18 protein-coding genes and 2 pseudogenes are annotated in these 19,646 nt (G+C 70.2%); 5 read left to right on the top strand and 15 right to left on the bottom strand.

Annotated features, from left to right (window positions below):
• Position 1: 1 nt before the first annotated feature.
• From ACIBSV_RS10945 to ACIBSV_RS10935, 3 genes are read right to left on the bottom strand one after another with little or no spacing between them, the layout of a single operon-like run.
• Positions 2 to 268 (bottom strand): DUF4235 domain-containing protein, encoded by a 267-nt coding sequence (locus ACIBSV_RS10945; RefSeq protein WP_395861489.1) that lies wholly within the window; start codon positions 266 to 268, stop codon positions 2 to 4.
• The gene (locus tag ACIBSV_RS10940) at positions 265 to 729 is read right to left on the bottom strand and encodes a DUF3618 domain-containing protein (RefSeq protein WP_395861488.1); all 465 of its coding nucleotides are present in this window, start codon (positions 727 to 729) and stop codon (positions 265 to 267) included. The genes ACIBSV_RS10945 and ACIBSV_RS10940 overlap by 4 nt, the downstream gene beginning before the upstream one ends.
• Positions 726 to 1,142, bottom strand: coding sequence for a phage holin family protein (locus tag ACIBSV_RS10935; RefSeq protein WP_395861486.1), 417 nt, complete (start codon positions 1,140 to 1,142; stop codon positions 726 to 728). Before ACIBSV_RS10935 ends, ACIBSV_RS10940 begins: the two co-directional genes overlap by 4 nt.
• A gap of 324 nt (positions 1,143 to 1,466) precedes the next feature.
• Between ACIBSV_RS10935 and ACIBSV_RS10930 the strand changes: the two genes are divergently transcribed.
• The 3 genes from ACIBSV_RS10930 to ACIBSV_RS10920 all read left to right on the top strand — a co-directional run bounded on the left by ACIBSV_RS10930 (position 1,467) and on the right by ACIBSV_RS10920 (position 4,204).
• A complete protein-coding gene (locus ACIBSV_RS10930; RefSeq protein ID WP_395861484.1) occupies positions 1,467 to 2,120 on the top strand; it encodes a DinB family protein in 654 nt (217 codons plus the stop codon).
• Between the two features lie 1,066 nt (positions 2,121 to 3,186).
• Positions 3,187 to 3,573: a YciI family protein gene (locus ACIBSV_RS10925; protein WP_395861482.1), complete on the top strand. Its 387-nt coding sequence runs from the start codon at positions 3,187 to 3,189 to the stop codon at positions 3,571 to 3,573.
• Between the two features lie 349 nt (positions 3,574 to 3,922).
• Positions 3,923 to 4,204, top strand: a complete 282-nt coding sequence (locus tag ACIBSV_RS10920; RefSeq protein ID WP_395861480.1) for a hypothetical protein — start codon at positions 3,923 to 3,925, stop codon at positions 4,202 to 4,204.
• Between the two features lie 41 nt (positions 4,205 to 4,245).
• Here ACIBSV_RS10920 and ACIBSV_RS10915 read toward each other — a convergent pair.
• The 10 genes and pseudogenes from ACIBSV_RS10915 to dnaK all read right to left on the bottom strand — a co-directional run.
• Positions 4,246 to 4,545: pseudogene (locus ACIBSV_RS10915) on the bottom strand (FUSC family protein); the annotation flags it as partial.
• Between the two features lie 128 nt (positions 4,546 to 4,673).
• Positions 4,674 to 5,777 carry a hypothetical protein gene (locus ACIBSV_RS10910; protein WP_395861479.1) on the bottom strand — a complete coding sequence of 368 codons (1,104 nt, stop codon included), beginning with the start codon at positions 5,775 to 5,777 and terminating at the stop codon, positions 4,674 to 4,676.
• Between the two features lie 268 nt (positions 5,778 to 6,045).
• The gene (locus tag ACIBSV_RS10905) at positions 6,046 to 7,827 is read right to left on the bottom strand and encodes an FAD-dependent oxidoreductase (protein WP_395861477.1); all 1,782 of its coding nucleotides are present in this window, start codon (positions 7,825 to 7,827) and stop codon (positions 6,046 to 6,048) included.
• On the bottom strand, positions 7,827 to 8,087 hold the full coding sequence (locus ACIBSV_RS10900) for a UBP-type zinc finger domain-containing protein (protein WP_263233558.1): 261 nt from the start codon (positions 8,085 to 8,087) through the stop codon (positions 7,827 to 7,829). The genes ACIBSV_RS10905 and ACIBSV_RS10900 overlap by 1 nt, the downstream gene beginning before the upstream one ends.
• Positions 8,088 to 8,093: 6 nt before the next feature.
• Complete coding sequence (trxA, locus tag ACIBSV_RS10895; protein ID WP_395861475.1) at positions 8,094 to 8,552, bottom strand: thioredoxin; 459 nt, start codon at positions 8,550 to 8,552, stop codon at positions 8,094 to 8,096.
• Entirely contained in the window at positions 8,549 to 11,188 is a 2,640-nt protein-coding gene (gene clpB, locus ACIBSV_RS10890) for an ATP-dependent chaperone ClpB (protein ID WP_395861473.1), read from the bottom strand. Before clpB ends, trxA begins: the two co-directional genes overlap by 4 nt.
• Positions 11,179 to 11,547, bottom strand: a complete 369-nt coding sequence (locus ACIBSV_RS10885) for a chaperone modulator CbpM (RefSeq protein ID WP_395861471.1) — start codon at positions 11,545 to 11,547, stop codon at positions 11,179 to 11,181. Before ACIBSV_RS10885 ends, clpB begins: the two co-directional genes overlap by 10 nt.
• Positions 11,547 to 12,482, bottom strand: a complete 936-nt coding sequence (locus ACIBSV_RS10880; RefSeq protein ID WP_395861469.1) for a DnaJ C-terminal domain-containing protein — start codon at positions 12,480 to 12,482, stop codon at positions 11,547 to 11,549. The genes ACIBSV_RS10885 and ACIBSV_RS10880 overlap by 1 nt, the downstream gene beginning before the upstream one ends.
• Before the next feature lie 6 nt (positions 12,483 to 12,488).
• The gene (locus tag ACIBSV_RS10875; protein ID WP_395861467.1) at positions 12,489 to 13,070 is read right to left on the bottom strand and encodes a nucleotide exchange factor GrpE; all 582 of its coding nucleotides are present in this window, start codon (positions 13,068 to 13,070) and stop codon (positions 12,489 to 12,491) included.
• A 10-nt stretch (positions 13,071 to 13,080) separates the two neighbouring features.
• A complete protein-coding gene (gene dnaK, locus ACIBSV_RS10870; protein WP_395861465.1) occupies positions 13,081 to 14,997 on the bottom strand; it encodes a molecular chaperone DnaK in 1,917 nt (638 codons plus the stop codon).
• Between the two features lie 652 nt (positions 14,998 to 15,649).
• Between dnaK and ACIBSV_RS10865 the strand changes: the two genes are divergently transcribed.
• Both ACIBSV_RS10865 and ACIBSV_RS10860 read left to right on the top strand, forming a co-directional pair.
• Entirely contained in the window at positions 15,650 to 17,359 is a 1,710-nt protein-coding gene (locus ACIBSV_RS10865; protein WP_395861464.1) for a PucR family transcriptional regulator, read from the top strand.
• 218 nt (positions 17,360 to 17,577) lie between these two features.
• Positions 17,578 to 17,931, top strand: a complete 354-nt coding sequence (locus ACIBSV_RS10860; RefSeq protein ID WP_395861462.1) for a hypothetical protein — start codon at positions 17,578 to 17,580, stop codon at positions 17,929 to 17,931.
• A gap of 412 nt (positions 17,932 to 18,343) precedes the next feature.
• Here ACIBSV_RS10860 and ACIBSV_RS10855 read toward each other — a convergent pair.
• Together ACIBSV_RS10855 and ACIBSV_RS10850 are read right to left on the bottom strand one after the other, a co-directional pair.
• A pseudogene (locus tag ACIBSV_RS10855) lies at positions 18,344 to 18,910 on the bottom strand (IS5 family transposase); the annotation flags it as partial.
• A 140-nt stretch (positions 18,911 to 19,050) separates the two neighbouring features.
• Complete coding sequence (locus ACIBSV_RS10850; protein ID WP_395861460.1) at positions 19,051 to 19,317, bottom strand: hypothetical protein; 267 nt, start codon at positions 19,315 to 19,317, stop codon at positions 19,051 to 19,053.
• Positions 19,318 to 19,646: the final 329 nt, after the last annotated feature.

The raw sequence follows: 19,646 nt of genomic DNA, 5'->3' as shown, positions 1-19,646 counted from the left end.
TTCAGCCGGGCCAAGTGCCGGTCAGGCGCCGGGTGGCTGCCGCGCCACCGCGGTCGACGGCGGCCTTGACGACGGCGAAGATCGCCCCTTGCAGGCCGGCGGCGAGCAGAACCCGGGACCAGGTGCGGTCCTCGTCGGTGGCATCGGGGGCGTCGTCGTCGTGGCCGATCATCTTCCACGCCTGCTTGAAGGCCGCGCCGGCGATCATGCCGCTGGTGGCACCGAGCACCAGGCCGACCGGCTTGTAGGCGACCTTGGACACCTTCACCGGCGCTTCCGGCCTCGGTGCAGCAGCACGAGGGCGATCACCACGACCGCTGCGCCGATCAGCGGGGTCCGGTTGGCCTTTGCCGTGGTTGCGGCCGTTTGGGCCTTCTCGCGGACCGGGGCGGGGGTCTTGTCGGCGGCGAGGTGTCCGGCGCGGGCCACACCGTCGCGGACGTGGGCGGCGGCGTGGGTCGCCTTGTCGAGGACCGGGTCGGGCGTTTTGTCCTTGACCAGTTCGGTGGCCTGGGCCGCTTTGTCCCGGAGTTGGTCGGTGAGGTGAGCGGCCTTCTCGGCGGTCTGTTCCTTGATGTCGGCCGCCTTCGTCTTGGCCTGGGCCTTGACGTCGGCCTTGGCCGCCAGCGCCTCCACCGTGCGGCCGAGTTCGTCGCGGGTGTCCTCGATCTTCTCGCGCAGTTGTTCGGGTGTGGGCGCGGATTTCTCGTCCTGGGGTTCGTGGGTCATCGGTGTGCTCTCTCCTTGATCGCGGCGACGTCGGCCTTGACGCTGTCGATGGTCTGTTCGGGTGCGGGGGTGCCGGCCTTGGCGATCTGCTTCTTCCCGGCGGCGGCCATTCCTGCGGCGATCGCCGCCAGCAGGGCGGCGGTGATCAGAGCCGAGGCCCACACCGGCAGGAGCAGGGCCAAGGCTGCGATCACGGTGACGACGAGGGCCTGCGCGGCCAGGATGCCGACCAGGCCGGCGCCGCCGAACAGGCCGCCGCCCAGCCCGAAGCGTTTGCCCTTTTGGGTCATCTCCACCCGGGCCAGCTGCATCTCTTCGCGGACCAACTCGGAAATCTGCTGCGACGCTCGCGAGACGAGATCGCCCATCGACTCCTGGGAACCGCCGCGGCCCGGCTGTCCAACGGTGCTCATGGAATCCTCACCTTCCTCCTCGCGCTCGGTGCAGTTCCTCGGCGCGACGGCGGCCAACGACCTCGCTCCCGGGTGATGGGGGCATACGAGCGCGGCTACCCCACAACCCGCAGGTCACTCACCCGCCCACTGTTCTCCTCACCGGGCTGCGGAACGTCGTCGACGACGCTCGGAGACATCGGCCGCCTCGGCGAGCAGGCTCAGGACACGTAGGCGTACGCGACGCGAGGACTGCGACTCGCGGGGTCGGCCACCAGCGCGGTGATCCGAGAGCTGCATGTGGCGGCTCGAGAGCACCTCGACCCGGCTTTGTAGGGTCCTCGCATGCCACAGTCCACAGAACCGTACGAGCCGGTGTCGGGGAAACACGTACGCCGAGCCGTCGCCCACTGCCTCGACGCCTTGGAAGGCGTTCCCGCGGCCCGCTGGCACGACCGGGCCGGAAGCCTGGAATGGACGTGTTGGGAGACTCTCGGCCACCTCGCGGACGACCTGCTCACCTATGCCCTGCGGTTCGGGCTCGCGGAGCCCATGGGCGTGCCACGTGTCCCGCTGCGTGTTTCCCGCAACCGCCCCGGCGGCCCGGCCAACGTCATCTTCGGAGACCACGAGGCAGGGCCGGAGGGGCTCCTGACCGTCGTGGAGGCTTGCGGTGGACTGCTCGCAACCGTCGTGGACACCACGGCCGCAACCACCTTGGCACCACACGTCTTCGGAGCCTCCGACCCGGAGGGCTTCGCAGCCATGGGCGTCGTCGAGACACTCGTCCACACCCACGACATCACCCAGGGCCTGGACCGTGCCTGGGAGCCCCCGCAGGATCTGAGCGAGCGGGCCCTCGCGCGCCTGTTCCCCGACGTGCCCGTCATCGACACACCATGGTCGACCCTGCTGTGGGCCACCGGACGCGTCGAGACGCCCGATCGCCCCCGCCGGACCGACTGGCGCTGGCACGGCGCGCCCCTCGGCAGCACATGACTCGAACGACACGTCCGTACAAGGCACGCGCAACGAACCGTGAACGGCGGCAGGTCAGCCTCGGACTACCGCAGCGATCGCTCCGGTGCCCTCCGGCCTCGCGTCGAGACCGTCTCGAAAAGCTGCGCGCCGCGATCGAGTCCACCGCCCAGCCCTCGACACCATGCGTTGGACAACGCTCGAGTCCCCGAACTCTCCGAGGACCGACTGGCCCGCCAACCGAATGTGCTTCGCTACTGCTTCCATCGCGAGGTACCGCAACCAGTGGGGTGCGCTGTCCGGTCGGTCGTATCCACATCGCGCGGACCCAGCGGAGTGTAGGCGGCCGCACTTCTGTTCCGTGTATTCCGACCCGCCGCAGAGCCACGCGGCTCACACATGAAGAACAACACCTCACTACCGTCGAGGCGTGGTCGGTCGGGCGAACCCCATGAGTGGAAGTGCTCGCCTGCGGCTCGGAGTTGCGGCTCCCCACGGCGGCCGTCAAACCCGACTTCGGTTTGGCCTCGCGACGTACTGGGATTGCAGCCTGGAGCATCTCACCCGCCGGTACCCGTCGCCCGTCTTCGGACATGCGGCGCCGGCGTCCGGCCACCGTGCTCGGCCGGCGGTGCCTGGGACCACGCGGATGCTGAACTCGTGTGTGCCGAGCCCGTCTGCAATTCGGAGGAACAGCAGCGAGAAGTGCTCCTGTCGTCACGGGTGATCACGCCGGTACCGCTGTCCGTTCCCGTCGAGCGCACGCCGAATCGGGTGCTCGCCGGCCGGCCGTGGTCCTCCCACCAGCGGTATGCGGCCGCTGCCTCGTCCCACAGTCGGCGGGGCCGTGTGTGGCCGGGGATCGAGTCGGCGGAGGCCCAAGAGGTGCATGTCGGACAGGCACAGCGTGCACTCGTCAGCTTCGTCGCCCCTCCCCAGCCCAGCGAGCAGCGGCACTTCGGGCCGCGCAGCCCGACCGCAAACCGCTCGTGCACATCCGCAACGACGGCGCGGGGGCCCAGGGCCTTCGTGGGTGCGACGCAGGCGTGCGGCCTGCTGCCCTCCCGCGGTTCGGTAGAGTCGAAGCGTGGCTGTGTTCCTCGTCTTCCTCCGCCGCTCCGGTCCGCACTGGGATCCGTCCCGCCCCATGCAGGAGCAGTCCGACTGGCCCGCCCACGCATCCTTTATGGACGAGCTCGTGAATTCGGGTGTCGTCGTGTTGGGCGGACCACTCGCCGACGAGCATCGCGTGGTGCTCGTCGTCGAGGCCGAATCGCAGGACACCGTCCGTGCCATGCTCGCGCGTGATCCGTGGAGCGGGACGCACCTTCGAGTGGACGGCGTCGAGCCATGGACGATCCGCCTCGATGGTCGGCGCGCCCAGAGTCCGCCCGAGGCTCAGGGGGTGGTGTCGTCGAACTGCCACAGCGGGCGTTCCTCCGCCTCGTCACCACTCCCCCACCCACCCGGGTAGCGGCAGACCGGGACGCGCGACAGAGTGGCCGCCGAGGTTCGTGGCCCGGCGGCGCCGTCGTGTGCCGGTTTGCCCCCATGCATAAACGACGGATGGCCGCAACGGCAGCGATACTGACCGTCCTCGTCGGCGGTGTCGGATACAGCGGGAACGACTCGGATTCCCCGCCGAGCGAATCATCGGCGGGAACCACCTCACCCACGAGGACGCCGAGCGCTTCGAGCGGCAGCAGGACCACGAAGTCGGACGGTCCGCCGCGACGCCGGCCGGCCTGGACTACTGCGCCTTTCCGAGCGCGGCTTCGCTCGGCCCACTCGGACACCAGCCGGGTGATGGCAAGCCGGACACCATGAGCAACCTCTACGACGGGGGCTGCAAGTACGACAACCGGAGCACCAGGGTGGCCATGGTCGTCGACATCGACACGATCACGCTCGACACATCCAACTGCCGGACATTCGACGTGTCGGGCTTCCCCAACGTGGCGTCGTTCGGCACCGCCACCTCATGCGGGCTGGACGTTCAGGTCGGCAAAGACCTGCTGCACATGGGGGTGGAGAACTTCTACGCGACACCCCCGCGGTCAACGGCAAGCTGTGCGATCTGGCAGTGGACTTCGCCGAGCAGGTAGTCGCCGCCACCACCCGAACATGACAGGCATCAGCACCCCGGAGCCGGGCCGCTCCCGCCGATCTCCAACGCCTCGGCGAGCAGTTCCACGAGCCGTTCGGCGGCCTGCCGGGCGGGCCCCTCCAGCGCCTCGAGTTCCTCGTCGACGCGCAGGACGTCCGCGCTCCCGGGCGGCACCTCGCCGGGAGTGCCGTGGCGGATCGAACGGGCGGCCGCGTCCAGGACGTCGGCGGCTGTGTCGAGCAGTTCCCGTGCGTGGTCCCGCCCGGGTCCGTCCGCCGGAGCGCCGACGTCCGGGTCGGCGAGCGCGGCGACGACCGGCAGAATGCGCTCGGCGAGGCCCCCAGCGGCCGCGTACCGGCTGAAGGAGGCGTGCCGCGGCCCTGGCCTACCGGGACGACATCTCGAACCGTCGTCGCCATGATCGACCCGTCGGCGCACTTCGCACTGCTGGTTGTGCCGATATCGGTTCACTTCGAGGGCCGATCACCGTGGTCGCCTTGGAGCGTGTGACGACGTTCCTGTTCGCGCTTGGAGTAGGCGGCTGCCCGGATCGCATCGTCGCTCTCCAAGCCTGATCCCAGCGCGCCGCCCGCGGTGGCGACCGAAGCGACGAACCAGGACAGCGTCAAGTACTCCTCGGCGTGCAGTGGGGTTTGTGTAGCGGAAGCGAACACTTGGTCGTTGAGGATGAACAGCGCCCACACCCAGTTGATGACCATCAGGCCCACGTAGCAGACGAGCACCCCGATACCCACGGTCACGACCGTCGAGGCGTTGTAGAGCCGCGCCCGCTGCCTCGCCTCCGGCGAGCTTTCCGCCGACCGATGCCACAGCTCCGCGTCCACGATCAGCCAGCCGATCATGAGCCCGACGGATCCGACCGTGGCGATCACGAGGCGTGGTGCGCTCAGGGTCCCGGCCAGGCTCCAGACGGTGGAGTTCACGGTGGCGACCGCTCCCGTGGCGAGTGCGGCCGCCAGGGCTTTCGACAAGCCCGGCACCAACCGCCACGGCCGGTTGGCGCGGACCATGCCGAAGAGCACCCGCAGGTCACCGCGCGGCCCGCTGACGACGTAACGAAGATCGTCGGTCTCCTTCTCACCGATCGGGTCCGCATGAATGGGCGCGAGACGGCTGACGAATGGCCCCGGAACGGGCCGACTTCGCGGAGACCCTTCAACCCCGGTGGTCTGCGGACCCGCCAAGCCGAGCACGGCTGCTTCGACGGCCCGCCGGGCCCTTGTCTGCAACCGGAAGCCCCCCAGCGAAGGAAGCGAGAGCAGCGCCAAGCCGTGTTCGTGGCTCAGATTCACAGCGAGCTTGCGTCCGTGTGAGTGCAGCGGAAGGTCGGTGAGGGCCACGACGATGTCCCAGTTCTCCGCGCTCCCACGGTCCATGATCCGGCGCATCAAGGTGGGCGGGTCCTCCGTCCCCGATGTGAAGGGCTCACTGACCACCTCGACGTCGAACCGTCGCCTCCGGCCCGACTTGTCCGCGAGCCGGGCAGGAAGAGTCCGGGCCATGCGCTGCGCGATCTCCGTCGGCGCGTCCGGATCCGCCAGGAGAGCCACGACCGTAACGCCCCGAGACGACGCTCGCATGACTGGACCCTCTCGTCGGCTGCCCCGATCCCAAGTGCCCACAGACGCCGCCCAGGTAACGTCCACGCCGCATGCCACGTGTCCGCCGCCGTGAGGGTCGGGAGATGGGACGTCGTTCATGAGTCACCCCGGGTGTCGAGCCTCGCCGGCCCGGCCGCGGTGCCGGACGGGGTGTTCGGAACCGCGGCGTTCGCGTCCGGGCCGCTGCTCTCGGTGCCTTCTCGTCGCCCGCTGGGCGTCATCCGAGCCAAGCGGACTCTTTCGGACGGGTGCGCGGCGAGGTGTCGGTGCCGCCGGGCGAGGCCGTGTCGCTCAGGTGACGGTGCACGAAGTGGATGCTCATCGCGCCTTCGCCGACCGCGGAGGCCACGCGTTTCACCGAGCCGCTGCGGACGTCGCCGGCGGCGAAGACGCCAGGCAGGCTGGTCTCCAACGTCAGGCAGTCGCGGCCCTGGCTCTGCCACAGTTCGGGAACGGAGCGGGCTTGTGCCTCCGTACCGGTGAGCACGTAGCCGCGCGCGTCGAGGGCGAGCGCGCCGGACAGCCACTCGGTGTGGGGATCGGCGCCGGTGAAGACGAACAGGGCCCGCACCGGGAGGTGGTGGTTCTCGCCCGTACGGTGGTCGACCACGGTGACCACCTCCAGCGCCTCGTCGCCGAGCACCTCGGTCATCTCGGTGTGCAGCAGCACCCGCACCCGCGGGTGGCGCTCTATGCGATCGATCAGGTAACGGGACATGTGTGCCTCGAGGCTCGGGCCGCGGACGAGCAGATACACCTGTGGCGCGTACCCGGCCAGGAAGAGCACGGCCTGGCCGGCGGAGTTGCCGCCGCCGACCACCGCCACCGGGTCGGTACGGCACTGCTGGGCCTCGTAGACGGTCGCCGAGTAGTGGACGCTCGTGCCCTCCAACGGCTCGATGCCGGGTACATGGAGGCGGCGGTAGCGGGCGCCGGTGGCCAGGACGACGGTACGGGCGGTGATCTCGCTGCCGTCGGCGAACCCGACGGCGTAGTGGCCGTCCCGCCGTTCGAGCCGGGCCGCCTCCGCCGGGACGCTGATTCGGGCGCCGAACTTTTCCACCTGGAGCACGGCGCGCTCGGTGAGTTCGGCGCCGGAGATGCCGGAAGGGAAACCGAAGCAGTTGTCGATGCGGGAGGACGTCCCGGCCTGGCCGCCGGTGGCCAGCGCCTCGACCACGGTAGTGCCGAGGCCCTCCGAGGCGGCGTTCACCGCGGCGGCGAGACCGGCCGGACCGGAGCCGACGATCAGGAGATCGCCGCGGCCGTTGCCCGATTCCAGGGACGGCAGGCCGATGAACCGGGCCAGTTCGGCGTTGCTCGGATTGCGCAGCAGGGTGGTGTCCCGCCAGATCACCAGCGGCGTCTGCTCAGGACCGACCGCGAAACGGCGCAGCAGCGCCTCGGCCTCCTGGTCCGTCTCCAGATCGATCCAGCGGTGCGGCAGCCGGTTGCGGGCGGCGAACTCGCGCAGCCGCCGGGTGTCGGGCGAGTAGCGCGAGCCGATGATGCGGAAACCGGCGCCCTGACCGACGAGCAGGGCACGGCGCCCCAGGCAGGCGCGCAGCACCACATCACCCAGGAGGGAGTCCCGGGTCACCAGGTCGCGCAGCTGCTCCACGGACAAGGCGAGGATCTCGCCGGGGTCCCTGACCACGGCGGTGTAGAAGGCCACCTGTCCGTTCAGGAGGCCGAGTTCGCCGATGAAGCGCCCAGGGCCGTGCACACGCAGCAGGCGTTCGCCGGGCGTGCCGAAGCCCTCGACGATGGCGACCGAACCACTGAGGACGACGTAGAACGCTTCGCACCGCTCCCCCTCCCGGATCAGTACGTCGCCGGCGTCGATCGCGCGCCGCCGACCGTGCTGCGCCAGGCGGGCCATCTGGTCGTCCGACAGGCGGGGATACGCGCCGTAGATGTCGGGGGTCTCGAAGGGGACGCTCTCCTGCGCCTCGTCCGGCACCGGCGCCGCACCCGGCCGCGTCTCGTCGCCGGCCATCACACGAACGCCTCGTGGACGAAGCACCATCGCCAGTCCTCGCCGGGCTCGAGCGACGCCACGATCGGGTGGCCGTCGGCGGCGGCGTGCCGGCGGGCGTGCCGGTTCGGCGAGGAATCGCAGCAGCCGACGTGGCCGCAGGTCAGGCAGAGCCGAAGGTGAACCCAGGGGGAATGCGTGGCGAGGCATTCCTCGCATCCTGGGGCGCGCGGGGTGACGGGGCGTACGAGGGCGAGGTGGGGGTCGGTTCGTACGGTCATGGTCGATCATCCTTTCCCGGCCGGCTCGCGGCCGGCGATCGACTGCTCCACCCACTGCCTCAGGACAGGGGCAGGTGCGGCACCCGACTGTCGGGCGATGGTTCGTCCTTTGTCGAGGACCAGCAGCGTCGGTACGGCCTGGACCTCGAACCGTCGCGCCAGGCGCGGGTTCTTGTCGATGTCGACCTTGACCAGTTTGATCGTTCCCGCGAGATCGGCGGCGACCTTCTCCAGCGCGGGGCTCACCATGCGGCAGGGGCCGCACCAGGTGGCCCACAGGTCGACGACGACGGGCACGGTGGCCTGCTCGACGACCTCGGTGAAGTCGTCGTCGCCCGCGTCGGCCATCCACGGCAGAGGCTGCTTGCAGTTGCCGCACCTGGGGCGGCCTTCGGCGGCCACGGGTACCCGGTTGGTGCGCCCGCAGTGCGGGCAGGTGACGTTGGTGGCTTGCACGCTGCTCATGCCACCCTCGCTCCCTTCACGTCCTCGGGCTGGTCGTAGGTGACCACCAGCTCTGCGTGCTCGGCGTCGACGCGGATCCTTGCGCCGTCCTGGACGTCGCCGCGCAGCAGGGCCCGCCCGACCAGCGTCTCGACCTCGTGGGAGATGTAACGCCGCAGTGGCCGGGCCCCGTACACCGGGTCGTAGCCCTGGTGGGCGATCAATTCACGGGCTGCGTCGCTGAGTTCGATGGTGATGCGGCGTTCGGCGAGGCGGCGGCGCAGTTCGTCGAACTGCAGCTCCACGATCCGCTCGATCTGCCGCTCACCGAGCGGTTTGAACAGCACGATGTCGTCGACGCGGTTGAGGAACTCCGGGCGGAAGTGCCCGCGCAGCTCGCCCATCACCAGGGCGCGGGCGTCGGGCTTGATCTCACCCTCGGCGGTGGCGCCGTCGAGGAGGTACTCGGAGCCGATGTTGGACGTCATGATGATCACGGTGTTGCGGAAGTCGACGGTCCGGCCTTGCGCATCGGTGATGCGGCCGTCGTCGAGGATTTGCAGCAGGGTGTTGAAGACGTCGGTGTGCGCCTTCTCGATCTCGTCGAACAGTACGACCGAGTACGGCTTGCGGCGTACGGCCTCGGTGAGCTGGCCGCCTTCCTCGTAGCCGACGTATCCGGGCGGTGCGCCCATCAGTCGGCTGACGGTGTGCCGCTCCTGGTACTCGCTCATGTCGAGGCGGACCATGTTCTCCTCGGAGTCGAACAGGGTCCGGGCGAGGGTCTTGGCCAGCTCGGTCTTTCCGACGCCGGTGGGGCCGAGGAAGATGAACGAGCCGATGGGGCGGCGCGGGTCGCGGATGCCGGAGCGGGCGCGGATGATGGCGTCGGCGACGAGCTTGACGGCCTCGTCCTGGCCGATGACGCGCTCGCGCAGGATCTCGTCCAGGCGCAGCACTTTCTCGCGTTCGCCCTCCTGGAGGCGGGCGACGGGGATTCCGGTCCAGGCGGCGACGATCTCGGCGATCTCCTCCTCGGTGACGACCTCGCGCAGCAGCCGGTTCTGCCCTTGTTTGGCGGTGAGTTGCTCCTCCTCTGCGGCAAGTCGGCGCTCCAGGTCCTGGAGCCGGCCGTAGCGGAGTTCGGCGGCTCGGTTGAGGTCGTAGGCGCGTTCGGCCTCCTCCGCCTCGTGGCGGACCTGCTCCAGTTCCTGGCGCAGTTCCTGCACGCGGCGGATCGCCTGCCGTTCGGCCTCCCACTGGGCGTGTTTGGCGTCGGCCTCGCCGCGCAGGTCGGCCAGTTCCCTGCGCAGCTCGTTCAGGCGGGCGTTGCTGGCGGGGTCGGTCTCCTTGGACAGGGCCGCCTCCTCGATCTCCAGGCGGGTGACGCGGCGGGTGATCTCGTCGAGTTCGGCGGGCATCGAGTCGATCTCGGTACGCAGCCGGGCGCACGCCTCGTCGACGAGGTCGATGGCCTTGTCGGGCAGGAAACGGTCGGTGATGTAGCGGTGGGAGAGCGTCGCCGCCGCGACCAGCGAGGTGTCCTGGATCTTGACGCCGTGGAAGACCTCGAGGCGTTCGCGCAGTCCGCGCAGGATGGAGATGGTGTCCTCCACGCTGGGTTCCTCGACCAGGACCTGCTGGAAGCGGCGTTCGAGGGCGGCGTCCTTCTCGATGTGCTTGCGGTACTCGTCGAGGGTGGTCGCGCCGATCATGTGCAGTTCGCCCCGTGCGAGCATCGGCTTGAGCATGTTGCCCGCGTCCATGGCCCCTTCGGCGGCGCCCGCGCCGACGACGGTGTGCAGTTCGTCGACGAAGAGCAGGATGCGTCCCTGGGCGGCCTTCACCTCGGACAGCACGGCCTTGAGGCGCTCTTCGAACTCGCCGCGGTACTTGGCGCCGGCGACCAGGGAGCCCATGTCGAGGGCGAACACGATCTTGTCTCGGAGTCCTTCGGGCACGTCGCCGCGGACGATGCGCTGGGCGAGACCCTCGACGATGGCGGTCTTGCCGACGCCGGGGTCGCCGATCAGGACGGGGTTGTTCTTGGACTTGCGGCTGAGGATCTGCGTGACGCGGCGGATCTCGGCGTCCCGGCCGATGACGGGGTCCAGCCGCCCGGACCGAGCCTCGAGGACCAGGTCGCGGCCGTACTTCTCCAGGGCCTCGTAGGCCACCTCGGGGTTGGCGGAGGTCACGCGCTGGTTGCCGCGGACCTGGGTGAGCGCGCCGAGGAAGGAGTCCCGGGTCGCGCCGTGCTCCTTGAGCAGGCGCCCGGCGGCGGTCGCCGAGCCCTCCTCGGCGAGGGCCAGCAGCAGGTGTTCCACGGACACGTACTCGTCCTTGAGGCGTTTGGCCTCCCGCTCCGCCTCGTCCAGCAGCCGGGCCAGGCGCCGGGTGACGAAGACCTGGCCCGGCGCCGCGCCCGGGCCGGTCACCTTGGGCCGGTGGGAGAGTTCCTCGCGTACGGCCGCCCGCAACTCCTTCGGCTCGGTGCCCGCCCGCTGCAGCAGCCGCGGGATCAGGCCCTCCTCCTGGTCGAGGAGGGCAAGCAGCAGATGTTCGCCGTCGACCTCGGTGTGGCCCAGGCGGCCGGCGGCGCTCTGGGCCTCCTGCAGGGCTTCCTGTGACTTCTGGGTCAGGCGGTTCATGTCCATGGTGGTAGATCACTCCTCATGCCTGCACGCCGCAGCGCGGCTTCGAGCAGGCTGATGCGGTCGAGCAGGTCGAGCACCAGACCCAGGGATGCGTAATTCAGGCACAGCCCGGTGCGCAGCCGCTGGACGCGGGCCAGGGCGGCCGGGGCCGTGGGGGCGAACACCAGCCGGCCGGAGGCGTCACGGTCGGCATCCACCAGTCCGAGGGCGACGAACCGACGGATCAGGTCGGGATGGAGGCCGGAGCGGCGGGCCACGGTCTCCAGGGAGAGCCTGGGCACGGGCACGATCGCGTAGTGCACGCCCACCTCGGTCGTGCGTGCGTGGGACGGGCGGGCCTCGGCCGGTCGGTCGGTCATCAGGTCCTCCTGGGATCGAACGAGGAGACGGCGGCGAGTTCCTCCAGCAGTTCGCGCTCCCGGTCGTTCAGCCGGGGCGGCACCATGATCCGCAGCTCCGCGTACAGGTCTCCGTTCGCGCCGCGCGGGCCCGGCATGCCCTCGCCGCGCAGCCGTAGGCGCCGTCCGCTGGAGGACCCGGCGGGTACGGTGACCTTCGCCGTGGCACCGCTCGGCGTGCGCACCGGTACGGTCGCGCCCAGCGCCGCCTCCCACGGTGTGACCGCAAGCCTCACGTGGACGTCCCGGCCGTCGAGGCGGAACTCGGGGTGCGGCCGGATCCGCACCCTCAGGTACAGGTCTCCGGTGGGAGCGTCGTCGCCGCTTCCACGCCCGCCCTCCCCGGCCAGCCGGATGCGCTGCCCGTCGGTGGTGCCGGGCGGCACGTCGACCCGGTAGCGCCGCTGCCCGGCCGGCCCGGCGAGGGTGACCGTACGGAGGCCGCCCCGATAGGCCTCCTCGACGGTGAGCGGCAGTTCGGCCTCCTGGTCGGCGCCGGGAACCCGCGTTCGCCCGGCGCCGCCGAACAGCGAGCCGAACAGATCCTCGACGTCGACGCCCTCGCCCCCGAAGCCTGCCGTGGAGTACCGCACCCGGGGACCGCCGCCGGTGGTCCGCCGGGAGCCACTGCCGGCTCCGGCGCCGGCAGTGACCCGCTCCTCCCAGTCCTCCGGGATCTTCCGGAAGTCCTCGCCGAAGCGGTCGTACCGAGCTCGCTGCTCCGGATCGGACAGGACGCTGAAGGCCTCATTGATCTCCTTGAACCGCTCCTCCGCCTGGGGGTCCTTGTTGACGTCGGGGTGGTACCTGCGGGCCAGGGTGCGGTAGGCCCGCTGGATCTCGTCCCGGTCGGCGGTGCGCGGAACGCCGAGCACCTCGTAGAAGTCGCGTGCCATGAACGGTCACTCCCGCTTGGCGACGGTTACGGCGGCAGGCCGCAGCTGCCGCTCGGCCTCCCCGTAACCGGGTCGCAGCACCTGGACCACGGTGTTCGGATCGGCGTCGGGATCCTGAACCACCCCGACCACCTCGTGCCGGGCCGGATCGAACGGCACTCCGTTCTCCGCGTTGCGCGGGTAGCCCAGCCGCTCCAGGATGTTCACGGCCTGATCACGCACAGCCCGGACTCCTTCGACAATCGCACCGGGGTCGGCGGCCGCGTGGCCCAGGGCAAGTTCCAGGTTGTCGATGACGGGCAGGAAGGCCGCGGCCGTACGGGCGCGTTCGGCCGCGGCCACCCGCTCCAGCTCCCTGGCGTGGCGTTTGCGCAGGTTGTCGAGGTCGGCCAGGGCGCGCAGCCGGCCGTCCTCGGCCTCTCGCAGCGCGGCCGCGTATTCGTCGTCGGGTGCGGCGGCGCCGGTTGCGGCGTCGGGCCCCGGCTCGGCCTGTTCGGTCGGCTGTCCGGACTGCGTGAGATCCCCGCGCGGCGGCTGTACGGCGCCTTCCGGGGGGTCGGGCTCTCGGCCCCGGGGTGTGATGGGCATGGCGGGCACCTCAGCCCTTGTCGAACTCGGCGTCGATCACATCGTCGTCGCCCCCGGCTCCGCCCGGCGGGGCCCCGCCGGGACCGGATCCGTTCGGCGAGCCGGTGTCTGCCGGACCCCCCGCGGCGGCTTCCCCCTGATGGGCCGCGAGCCCCGCGAAGACCTGCTGGAGTTCGGACGTCAGCGGCCGGACCTTGTCCGCCCCGGCCTCGTTCGCGACCGCCTCGCGGGCCTCGGCCACCAGCATCTCGGCGCGGGCCTTCTCGTGTGCGGGCGCGGCGTCGCCGAGCTCGCCGAGGCGCTTTTCGACCTGGTAGGCGATGGCGTCGAGTTCGTTGCGGGCGTCGACTGCCTCGCGCAGGGCCTGGTCCTCGCCGCGGTTGCGTTCGGCCTCATGGACCATCCGCTCGACCTCGCTGCGGTCGAGGTTGGAGCTCTCGCTGATGGTGATGCTCTGTTCCTTGCCGGTGTCCTTGTCCCGCGCGGTGACGTTGAGGATGCCGTTGGCGTCGATGTCGAAGATGACCTCGACCTGCGGCTCGCCGCGCGGCGCGGGGCGGATGTCGGTGAGCTGGAAACGACCCAGGACCCGGTTGTCGGCGGCCCTCTCACGCTCGCCCTGCAGGACGACGACGTCGACGGCGGGCTGGTTGTCCTCGGCGGTGGAGAAGGTCTCTGCGCGGCGCACCGGAATGGTGGTGTTCCGCTCGATGATCTTCGTCATCACGCCGCCGCGTGTCTCCACGCCCAGCGACAACGGGGTGACATCGAGCAGCAGGACATCCTTGACCTCGCCCTTGAGGACCCCGGCCTGGATCGCGGCGCCCATCGCCACGACCTCGTCGGGGTTGACGCTCATGTTGGGTTCCTTGCCGCCGGTCAGCCGTCGCACCAGGGCCTGGACGGCGGGGATGCGGGTGGAGCCGCCGACGAGGATGACCTCGTCGATGTCGTTGTCACTGACCTTGGCGTCGTCCATGGCCTGCCGCACCGGGCCCAGGCAACGCTCCACCAGGTCGCCGGTGATCTGCTCGAACGTGGACCGCATGATCGTCGTGGTCAGATGTTTGGGCCCGGAGGCGTCGGCCGTGATGAACGGCAGGCTGACCTGAGTCTGGGTCACCGAGCTGAGCTCGGTCTTGGCCTTCTCGGCGGCCTCGAACAGGCGTTGCAGCGCCTGCGGGTCCCTGCGCAGGTCGATGCCGTTCTCCTTCTGGAAGCCGTCGGCGAGATGGTCGACCAGCCGGCGGTCGAAGTCGTCGCCGCCCAGATGGCTGTCGCCCGCCGTGGACCGTACCTCCACGACGCCGTCGCCGACGTCGAGGATGCTGACGTCGAAGGTGCCTCCGCCCAGGTCGAAGACGAGCACGGTCTCGTGCTGCTTCTTGTCCATGCCGTAGGCGAGGGCGGCCGCGGTCGGCTCGTTGATGATCCGCAGCACTTCCAGACCGGCGATCCGTCCGGCGTCCTTGGTGGCGGTGCGCTGGGCGTCGTTGAAGTAGGCGGGCACCGTGACGACCGCCTCCGTGACCCGCTCTCCCAGCTGCTTGGAGGCGTCGTCGGCGAGCTTGCGCAACACCTGCGCGCTGATCTCCTCGGGCGCGTAGAGCTTGTCGCGCACCTTGATGCGGGCGGCGCCGCCGTCTCCCTCGACCACGTCGTACGCGACGGCCTTGGCCTCTTCGGAGATCTCGTCGAAGTGTCGGCCGATGAACCGCTTGGCCGAGTAGATGGTGCCCTTGGGGTTGAGGATCGCCTGACGGCGGGCCAGCTGGCCCACCAGGCGCTCGCCGGTATCGGTGAAGGCCACCACGGAGGGCGTTGTGCGGTTGCCCTCGCTGCTGGGTAGGACCGTCGACTCGCCGCCCTCCCAGACGGCGATCACCGAGTTGGTGGTGCCCAGGTCGATGCCTACTGCCTTGGCCATGAGGAATTCCTTCCGCGATGGACGGCCCCGTTCGCCCTCGGAATCGCGCCCGGTCTTCCGCACTCGCTCAGGTGACGGTGGGACCGCTCCGCGGGCGGCTGCTCTTCCAAGCTCCGCTGCTGGTACTGGTGCCGGTCCCCCGGGCAGCTCGGCCGGCAGCCGCACCGCCTCCTCGGCGACGACGTCGTCGTACCGGCCGGGTTGTATGAAGCTCACCAGGGCGAAGTCCCGGCGGCCACACTGGGTCACAGGCACCGGCAGGCCGAGCAGAGCGCCGACGAGTGCTGCGGAACCGGCCCGTACAGGGCGAGGGGCAGTCCGGCGAGGGTCCTGCGGGCCTGCTCGTTCATCAGCCGGTCCTTCCACGGCCACCGGTGGGCCCGGCGATCCCCGACAAGCCCAGAGTGGCAAGAGAGCAGCCACTCCGCCTGCACCTGGCAGGTCAGAAATCGACGCAGCCGGTCGGTCCACGAGCACAAGGCTCACATTCAGACAAATCAGATGGCCTTGCCTAGGCTGGATGCTCCGGGCTCACCCAGGCGTGGATCCCACGACTCGCTCGATCGCCCTCGACGACCCGAGGAGAACGGAGTGATGATCTATGGCCTGCCATCCGTCACGAAGGCTGCCCCCTCACGCCGCCGACCAGGAAATGACCCGCCATCCGAGCAACACTGCGGGCACCGAATGGCACGACCCCCGTCCGCTCGCGGCGCTGGACCCACACGGGCTGCTGGTGCTGTCCCACACTCTGTTCACCTGCGCCGAACAGAGTGAGATCGTACGGTTGGCCATGCGGCACGTCAGTGCCCTCGGTCCCTACCACGCCGAGGCCGGATACCTCGCGACGGGCGACGGTTTGTCCCGCGTCCGCGGCCACGACGCCCGAGCGCCAAGGGTCGCCGACGCACGGATGACGGAGTTGGGCGAGGCCGACGGCTGCGTATCCCTTCCAGAGCGGTCCTGGACCTGGGCGTACGGCCTGCGCGGGGCCGGCGGTCTGCTCGGCTACATCCTGGTCTCCTCCCAGTCCGGGCCCGACGAGCAGGGCCACTTCCTCCTCTCGACCCTCGTGGGGATCGCATCGGCGGCCCTGTCACTGACGGTCACGCGCGCCGAGCAGCACGACCGAGCCGGCGAACTGAGCCGACTCCGCACCGAACGGGACACCGCACTGCGGCAACTGGACACCATGCGCTCCGAGTTGCACCTGCAGACGACCGTGTACGAGACCCTCGCCCGTGTCACTGCCCGGGGCGGCGGCGAGGACGCCATCACCCAAGCGCTGTACGAGCTCACCGGGCTGTCGGCGCTCGTCGAGGACCGGTTCGGCAACCTGAGGTCCTGGGCCGGTCCCGACCGGCCCGATCCCTATCCGGTGCGGTCCTCGACCCGCCAGGAAGAGATGCTGCGGCAGGTCGCGCGCGAGGCGGGCCCGGTCAGAGTCGAGGACCGGTTGATCGCCCTGGCCCGCCCGCGCGGTGACGTCCTCGGCGTACTCGCCATCGAGGACCCCGAAGCGACGGCCAACGAGCGCACCAGGTTCGCCTTGGATCACGCCCAGCAGTCGCTCGCCCAAGAGCTCATGCATATGCGCGAACTCGCCGAGGTCGAAACGCGGCTGCGCCGCCGACTGATCGACGACCTGTTGGAGGGCACCGACGAGACGAGCGCCTACGCCCGGGCCGAAGCCGTCGGCCACGACCTGCAACGTACGCACTACGTGGTCGTGGTGCACTGGCCGGGAAACGCCGTGAGCAGTTCCTTCACCCGTGCCGTCGAGCAGGCGACGGCCACCTCGGCGACCCGTCCGCTGATCACCCGGCGCGGCGACCGGATGGTCCTGCTGACCGAAGCCAGGCCTGACGACGATGCCGTGTACACAGCGCTGGCCCGTGAGCTGGGGACGCCCGACGGAGCAATCGGGGTGAGCTCCCGCTGCGACTCCCCGGAAGGCATTCCCCGCTGTTATCAGGAGGCACTGCGGGCCCTGGAGGTGCGGCAGAACTCCCGCCGGCGCAGCGGGACGACGTTTTTCGACGACCTCGGGCTGTACCGGATCCTGGGGCCCGGAAACGATCTCCGGGAGCTCGAAGACTTCGTGCGAGAGTGGCTCGGCCGGCTGATCGACTACGACGCAGGGCACGACACGGAGTTGGTGGAGACGCTCTCGCGCTACTTCGACTGCGGAGGCAACTACGACGAAGCGGCCGCCGCGCTGATGGTCCACCGCAGCACCCTGCGCTACCGGCTGCAGCGCATCCGTGAGATCAGCCACCGCGACCTGGCGGATGTGGACACCCGGCTCAATCTGCAGGTGGCAACGCGCGTCTGGAAGATCATCCTGGGCGGGCGGCGCTGACTGCGGATACCCGGAGGGCCGGCGCAGCGGGTCGGCACTCGCGGACATCGTCTATCGCCGCGGCGCGAGGGCCGTGGCACCGGCCACGGTGTCCGGCCGGCCCTTGGCATTCGCCGACGCGCGACGCACCGAGACGCCTGGACGTGCATCGAGTTCTCCGGCGGCAGCAGCCGGCGCAGCGCCTCCTGGTGCGCACGCTGCGAACGCGCGTTCGTCGTGTGAAGCTGGAGGTGGGCGACGGCGTGAAGTTCTCAAGCGGTGGTACGGCGTCGATGGCTGTGACTGCCCCTCGAAGCGGTATCAGCGCTTCTCCGAACAGGGAGGCCACCATGACGGAGCAGCGCAACAGGAACGAAACCATCCCGGAGGAGTTCGACGGACTGATCGTGGAGTTTCGCGGTCTGCTCGACAAGTACCCCAGCGCGGCCCGGCACTTCTCGCTCGCGTATTACCCCGAGGCTGACGGAGAAGATTCGGGTGCAACAACGACGGCGGGGTTCTCTCAGCCCGTTTTCGAATGCACGAAAGACGCAGACGGATTCGTCGTGTGCAGGCGCGTCCACGAGCAGTGACCGTACATGATGTTCGCGACAGCGCCGATCCCGCGCGAGTTTCGCGCGAGCGGACCTCGGCGGTGGGGTGAGGTGGCGACCGGGCGACCGTCGTCCCACGGCGAACTCCGGCCGCGCGTCCCCCTGTACGGCCCGCCGGGGACGCCGGCGACACCGCCCGCGCGGCCGGAGCAGGCCGGCTGATCGTCACGCACGTCGGCCGCTCCCTGCTCCCACGACAGGCAGTCGTACGCGCCTCGACCCGATCGGGCGCGAGTTGCAACCCACCGGCACACGCCGAAACCCCGGGGCGCGGAAGCCCGGCCGACAAGCCCGGCCGACAAATCCGACGAGAGCTTCATCCCGAGTCGGCAAACCACTCCCCAAGCCCACCACACTGTGCCTGCTCCTCATCTCCCCGGCCGCCCTGCCCCGGCGCTCTCGGCGGCCGTCCTGAGCCGCGATGTCCACTGCGTGGGCCTCGACTTGACCGAAATCCCGGGGTGACCACGAGCGACAGCGGCAGGCCCCGCCCGTCCACCGCGACGTGCAGCATCTTGGTCAACCCGCCCCGCGAGCGGCCGAGAGCCTCGCGAGCCGAACGCGCCGCGCCCGCCGCCGCACGCTCCACGCCGGCCGGTTGGTCCGCGTATCCGCAACCCCCGTGCGCCGGATGCGTGTTGGTGGGCGCGGACGATCGTGGAGTCCACCGACACCGAGCAGTCGACTCGGTCGACCGCGTCGTCACGCACCCGTACATGCTCGCGCACCACGGACCACGTCCCGTCCGCCTCCCACCGGGAGAAACGCTCGTACACCGCCTGCCACGGCCCATACCGTGCCGGGACGTCCCGCCACGGACACCCGCGCGCAACCGCCACACCACCCCGTCGACCACCTGCCGATGATCACACCAAGACCGACCCCGACCGTCCACCACCGGCAACAACAGCTCGATCCGAACCCACGCCGCATCCGTCAACCCACCCCGAGACACCACAAAGATCATCGTCGGACAGGCCCCAGGCCTTGCAGACGACATCGCACAACACCTCACCGGCCGCCCGCTGCGCGACTTCCGTGCCTTCACGGAGCGGGAGATGCGGTAGCGGATGCGGCGGCGCGCGGGTGTCGGCCGGCTCACTGTCGAACACGCGTGCCGCTCACGGTCGTTCGCCGTGGGCTCCGCTCCGATACGGACGTCTCCCGGCCGTTCGGGAACTGGAGCAGCATGTCGGAAGCGTGCACGTTCGCGCGGGCGCCCCGGCAGCACAAGCGCGGCTCCTCGGTCTCCAGGTGCGCGCGGACCACGTCGCGGCAGTGCCGATGGTCGGGGCCCTGGATCCGCGCCGTCGCCCCCGCGTCGATCAGCGGGATCCGCCCACGGTCGGGCCGTCCGGTGCGCATCGGGACGTCCCGGACGGCCTCGTGGCCGCTCGGCGCCCTGTGTCGAAAGCACCACGTCGTCGGTTCACCGGGCGGTCGTCGTGGGCTCGGGCACCAAGCGCGAGGTCACGCACCACACCGACGCGGACGTCCGAACCCCCCGGACGGCTGATCTTTGTCCTGGGTTCGCGCGACCGGCGGTGGGCGTAAGGGGAACCGGAGAGGTATCCGAGTCCTCCCACGTGAGAACGATGCCGCTCGAGACCCCGCTTCCTACTCTCGTCGAACGGGGCAGCGACGCGCCCGCACCCGGGGCGCGACGTCGCCGGGACGCGTCGCGTGTGGACGCC

The organism is Embleya sp. NPDC050154 (assembly GCF_044460165.1).
Taxonomy (GTDB): Bacteria; Actinomycetota; Actinomycetes; order Streptomycetales; family Streptomycetaceae; genus Embleya.
The sequence above is the reverse complement of the archived record's forward strand: the minus strand, read 5'-3'. Positions and strand labels throughout refer to the sequence as shown.

What these genes read in the sequence shown, in the direction of transcription:
- ACIBSV_RS10900 (WP_263233558.1), bottom strand. Translation starts at nt 8,087, where the DNA reads ATGACCGTACGAACCGACCCCCACCTCGCCCTCGTACGCCCCGTCACC.
- ACIBSV_RS10885 (WP_395861471.1), bottom strand. Translation starts at nt 11,547, where the DNA reads ATGACCGACCGACCGGCCGAGGCCCGCCCGTCCCACGCACGCACGACC.
- clpB (WP_395861473.1), bottom strand. Translation starts at nt 11,188, where the DNA reads ATGGACATGAACCGCCTGACCCAGAAGTCACAGGAAGCCCTGCAGGAG.
- ACIBSV_RS10940 (WP_395861488.1), bottom strand. Translation starts at nt 729, where the DNA reads ATGACCCACGAACCCCAGGACGAGAAATCCGCGCCCACACCCGAACAA.
- ACIBSV_RS10905 (WP_395861477.1), bottom strand. Translation starts at nt 7,827, where the DNA reads ATGGCCGGCGACGAGACGCGGCCGGGTGCGGCGCCGGTGCCGGACGAG.
- trxA (WP_395861475.1), bottom strand. Translation starts at nt 8,552, where the DNA reads ATGAGCAGCGTGCAAGCCACCAACGTCACCTGCCCGCACTGCGGGCGC.
- dnaK (WP_395861465.1), bottom strand. Translation starts at nt 14,997, where the DNA reads ATGGCCAAGGCAGTAGGCATCGACCTGGGCACCACCAACTCGGTGATC.
- ACIBSV_RS10865 (WP_395861464.1), top strand. Translation starts at nt 15,650, where the DNA reads ATGACCCGCCATCCGAGCAACACTGCGGGCACCGAATGGCACGACCCC.
- ACIBSV_RS10880 (WP_395861469.1), bottom strand. Translation starts at nt 12,482, where the DNA reads ATGGCACGCGACTTCTACGAGGTGCTCGGCGTTCCGCGCACCGCCGAC.
- ACIBSV_RS10920 (WP_395861480.1), top strand. Translation starts at nt 3,923, where the DNA reads ATGAGCAACCTCTACGACGGGGGCTGCAAGTACGACAACCGGAGCACC.
- ACIBSV_RS10850 (WP_395861460.1), bottom strand. Translation starts at nt 19,317, where the DNA reads ATGCGCACCGGACGGCCCGACCGTGGGCGGATCCCGCTGATCGACGCG.
- ACIBSV_RS10875 (WP_395861467.1), bottom strand. Translation starts at nt 13,070, where the DNA reads ATGCCCATCACACCCCGGGGCCGAGAGCCCGACCCCCCGGAAGGCGCC.
- ACIBSV_RS10935 (WP_395861486.1), bottom strand. Translation starts at nt 1,142, where the DNA reads ATGAGCACCGTTGGACAGCCGGGCCGCGGCGGTTCCCAGGAGTCGATG.
- ACIBSV_RS10930 (WP_395861484.1), top strand. Translation starts at nt 1,467, where the DNA reads ATGCCACAGTCCACAGAACCGTACGAGCCGGTGTCGGGGAAACACGTA.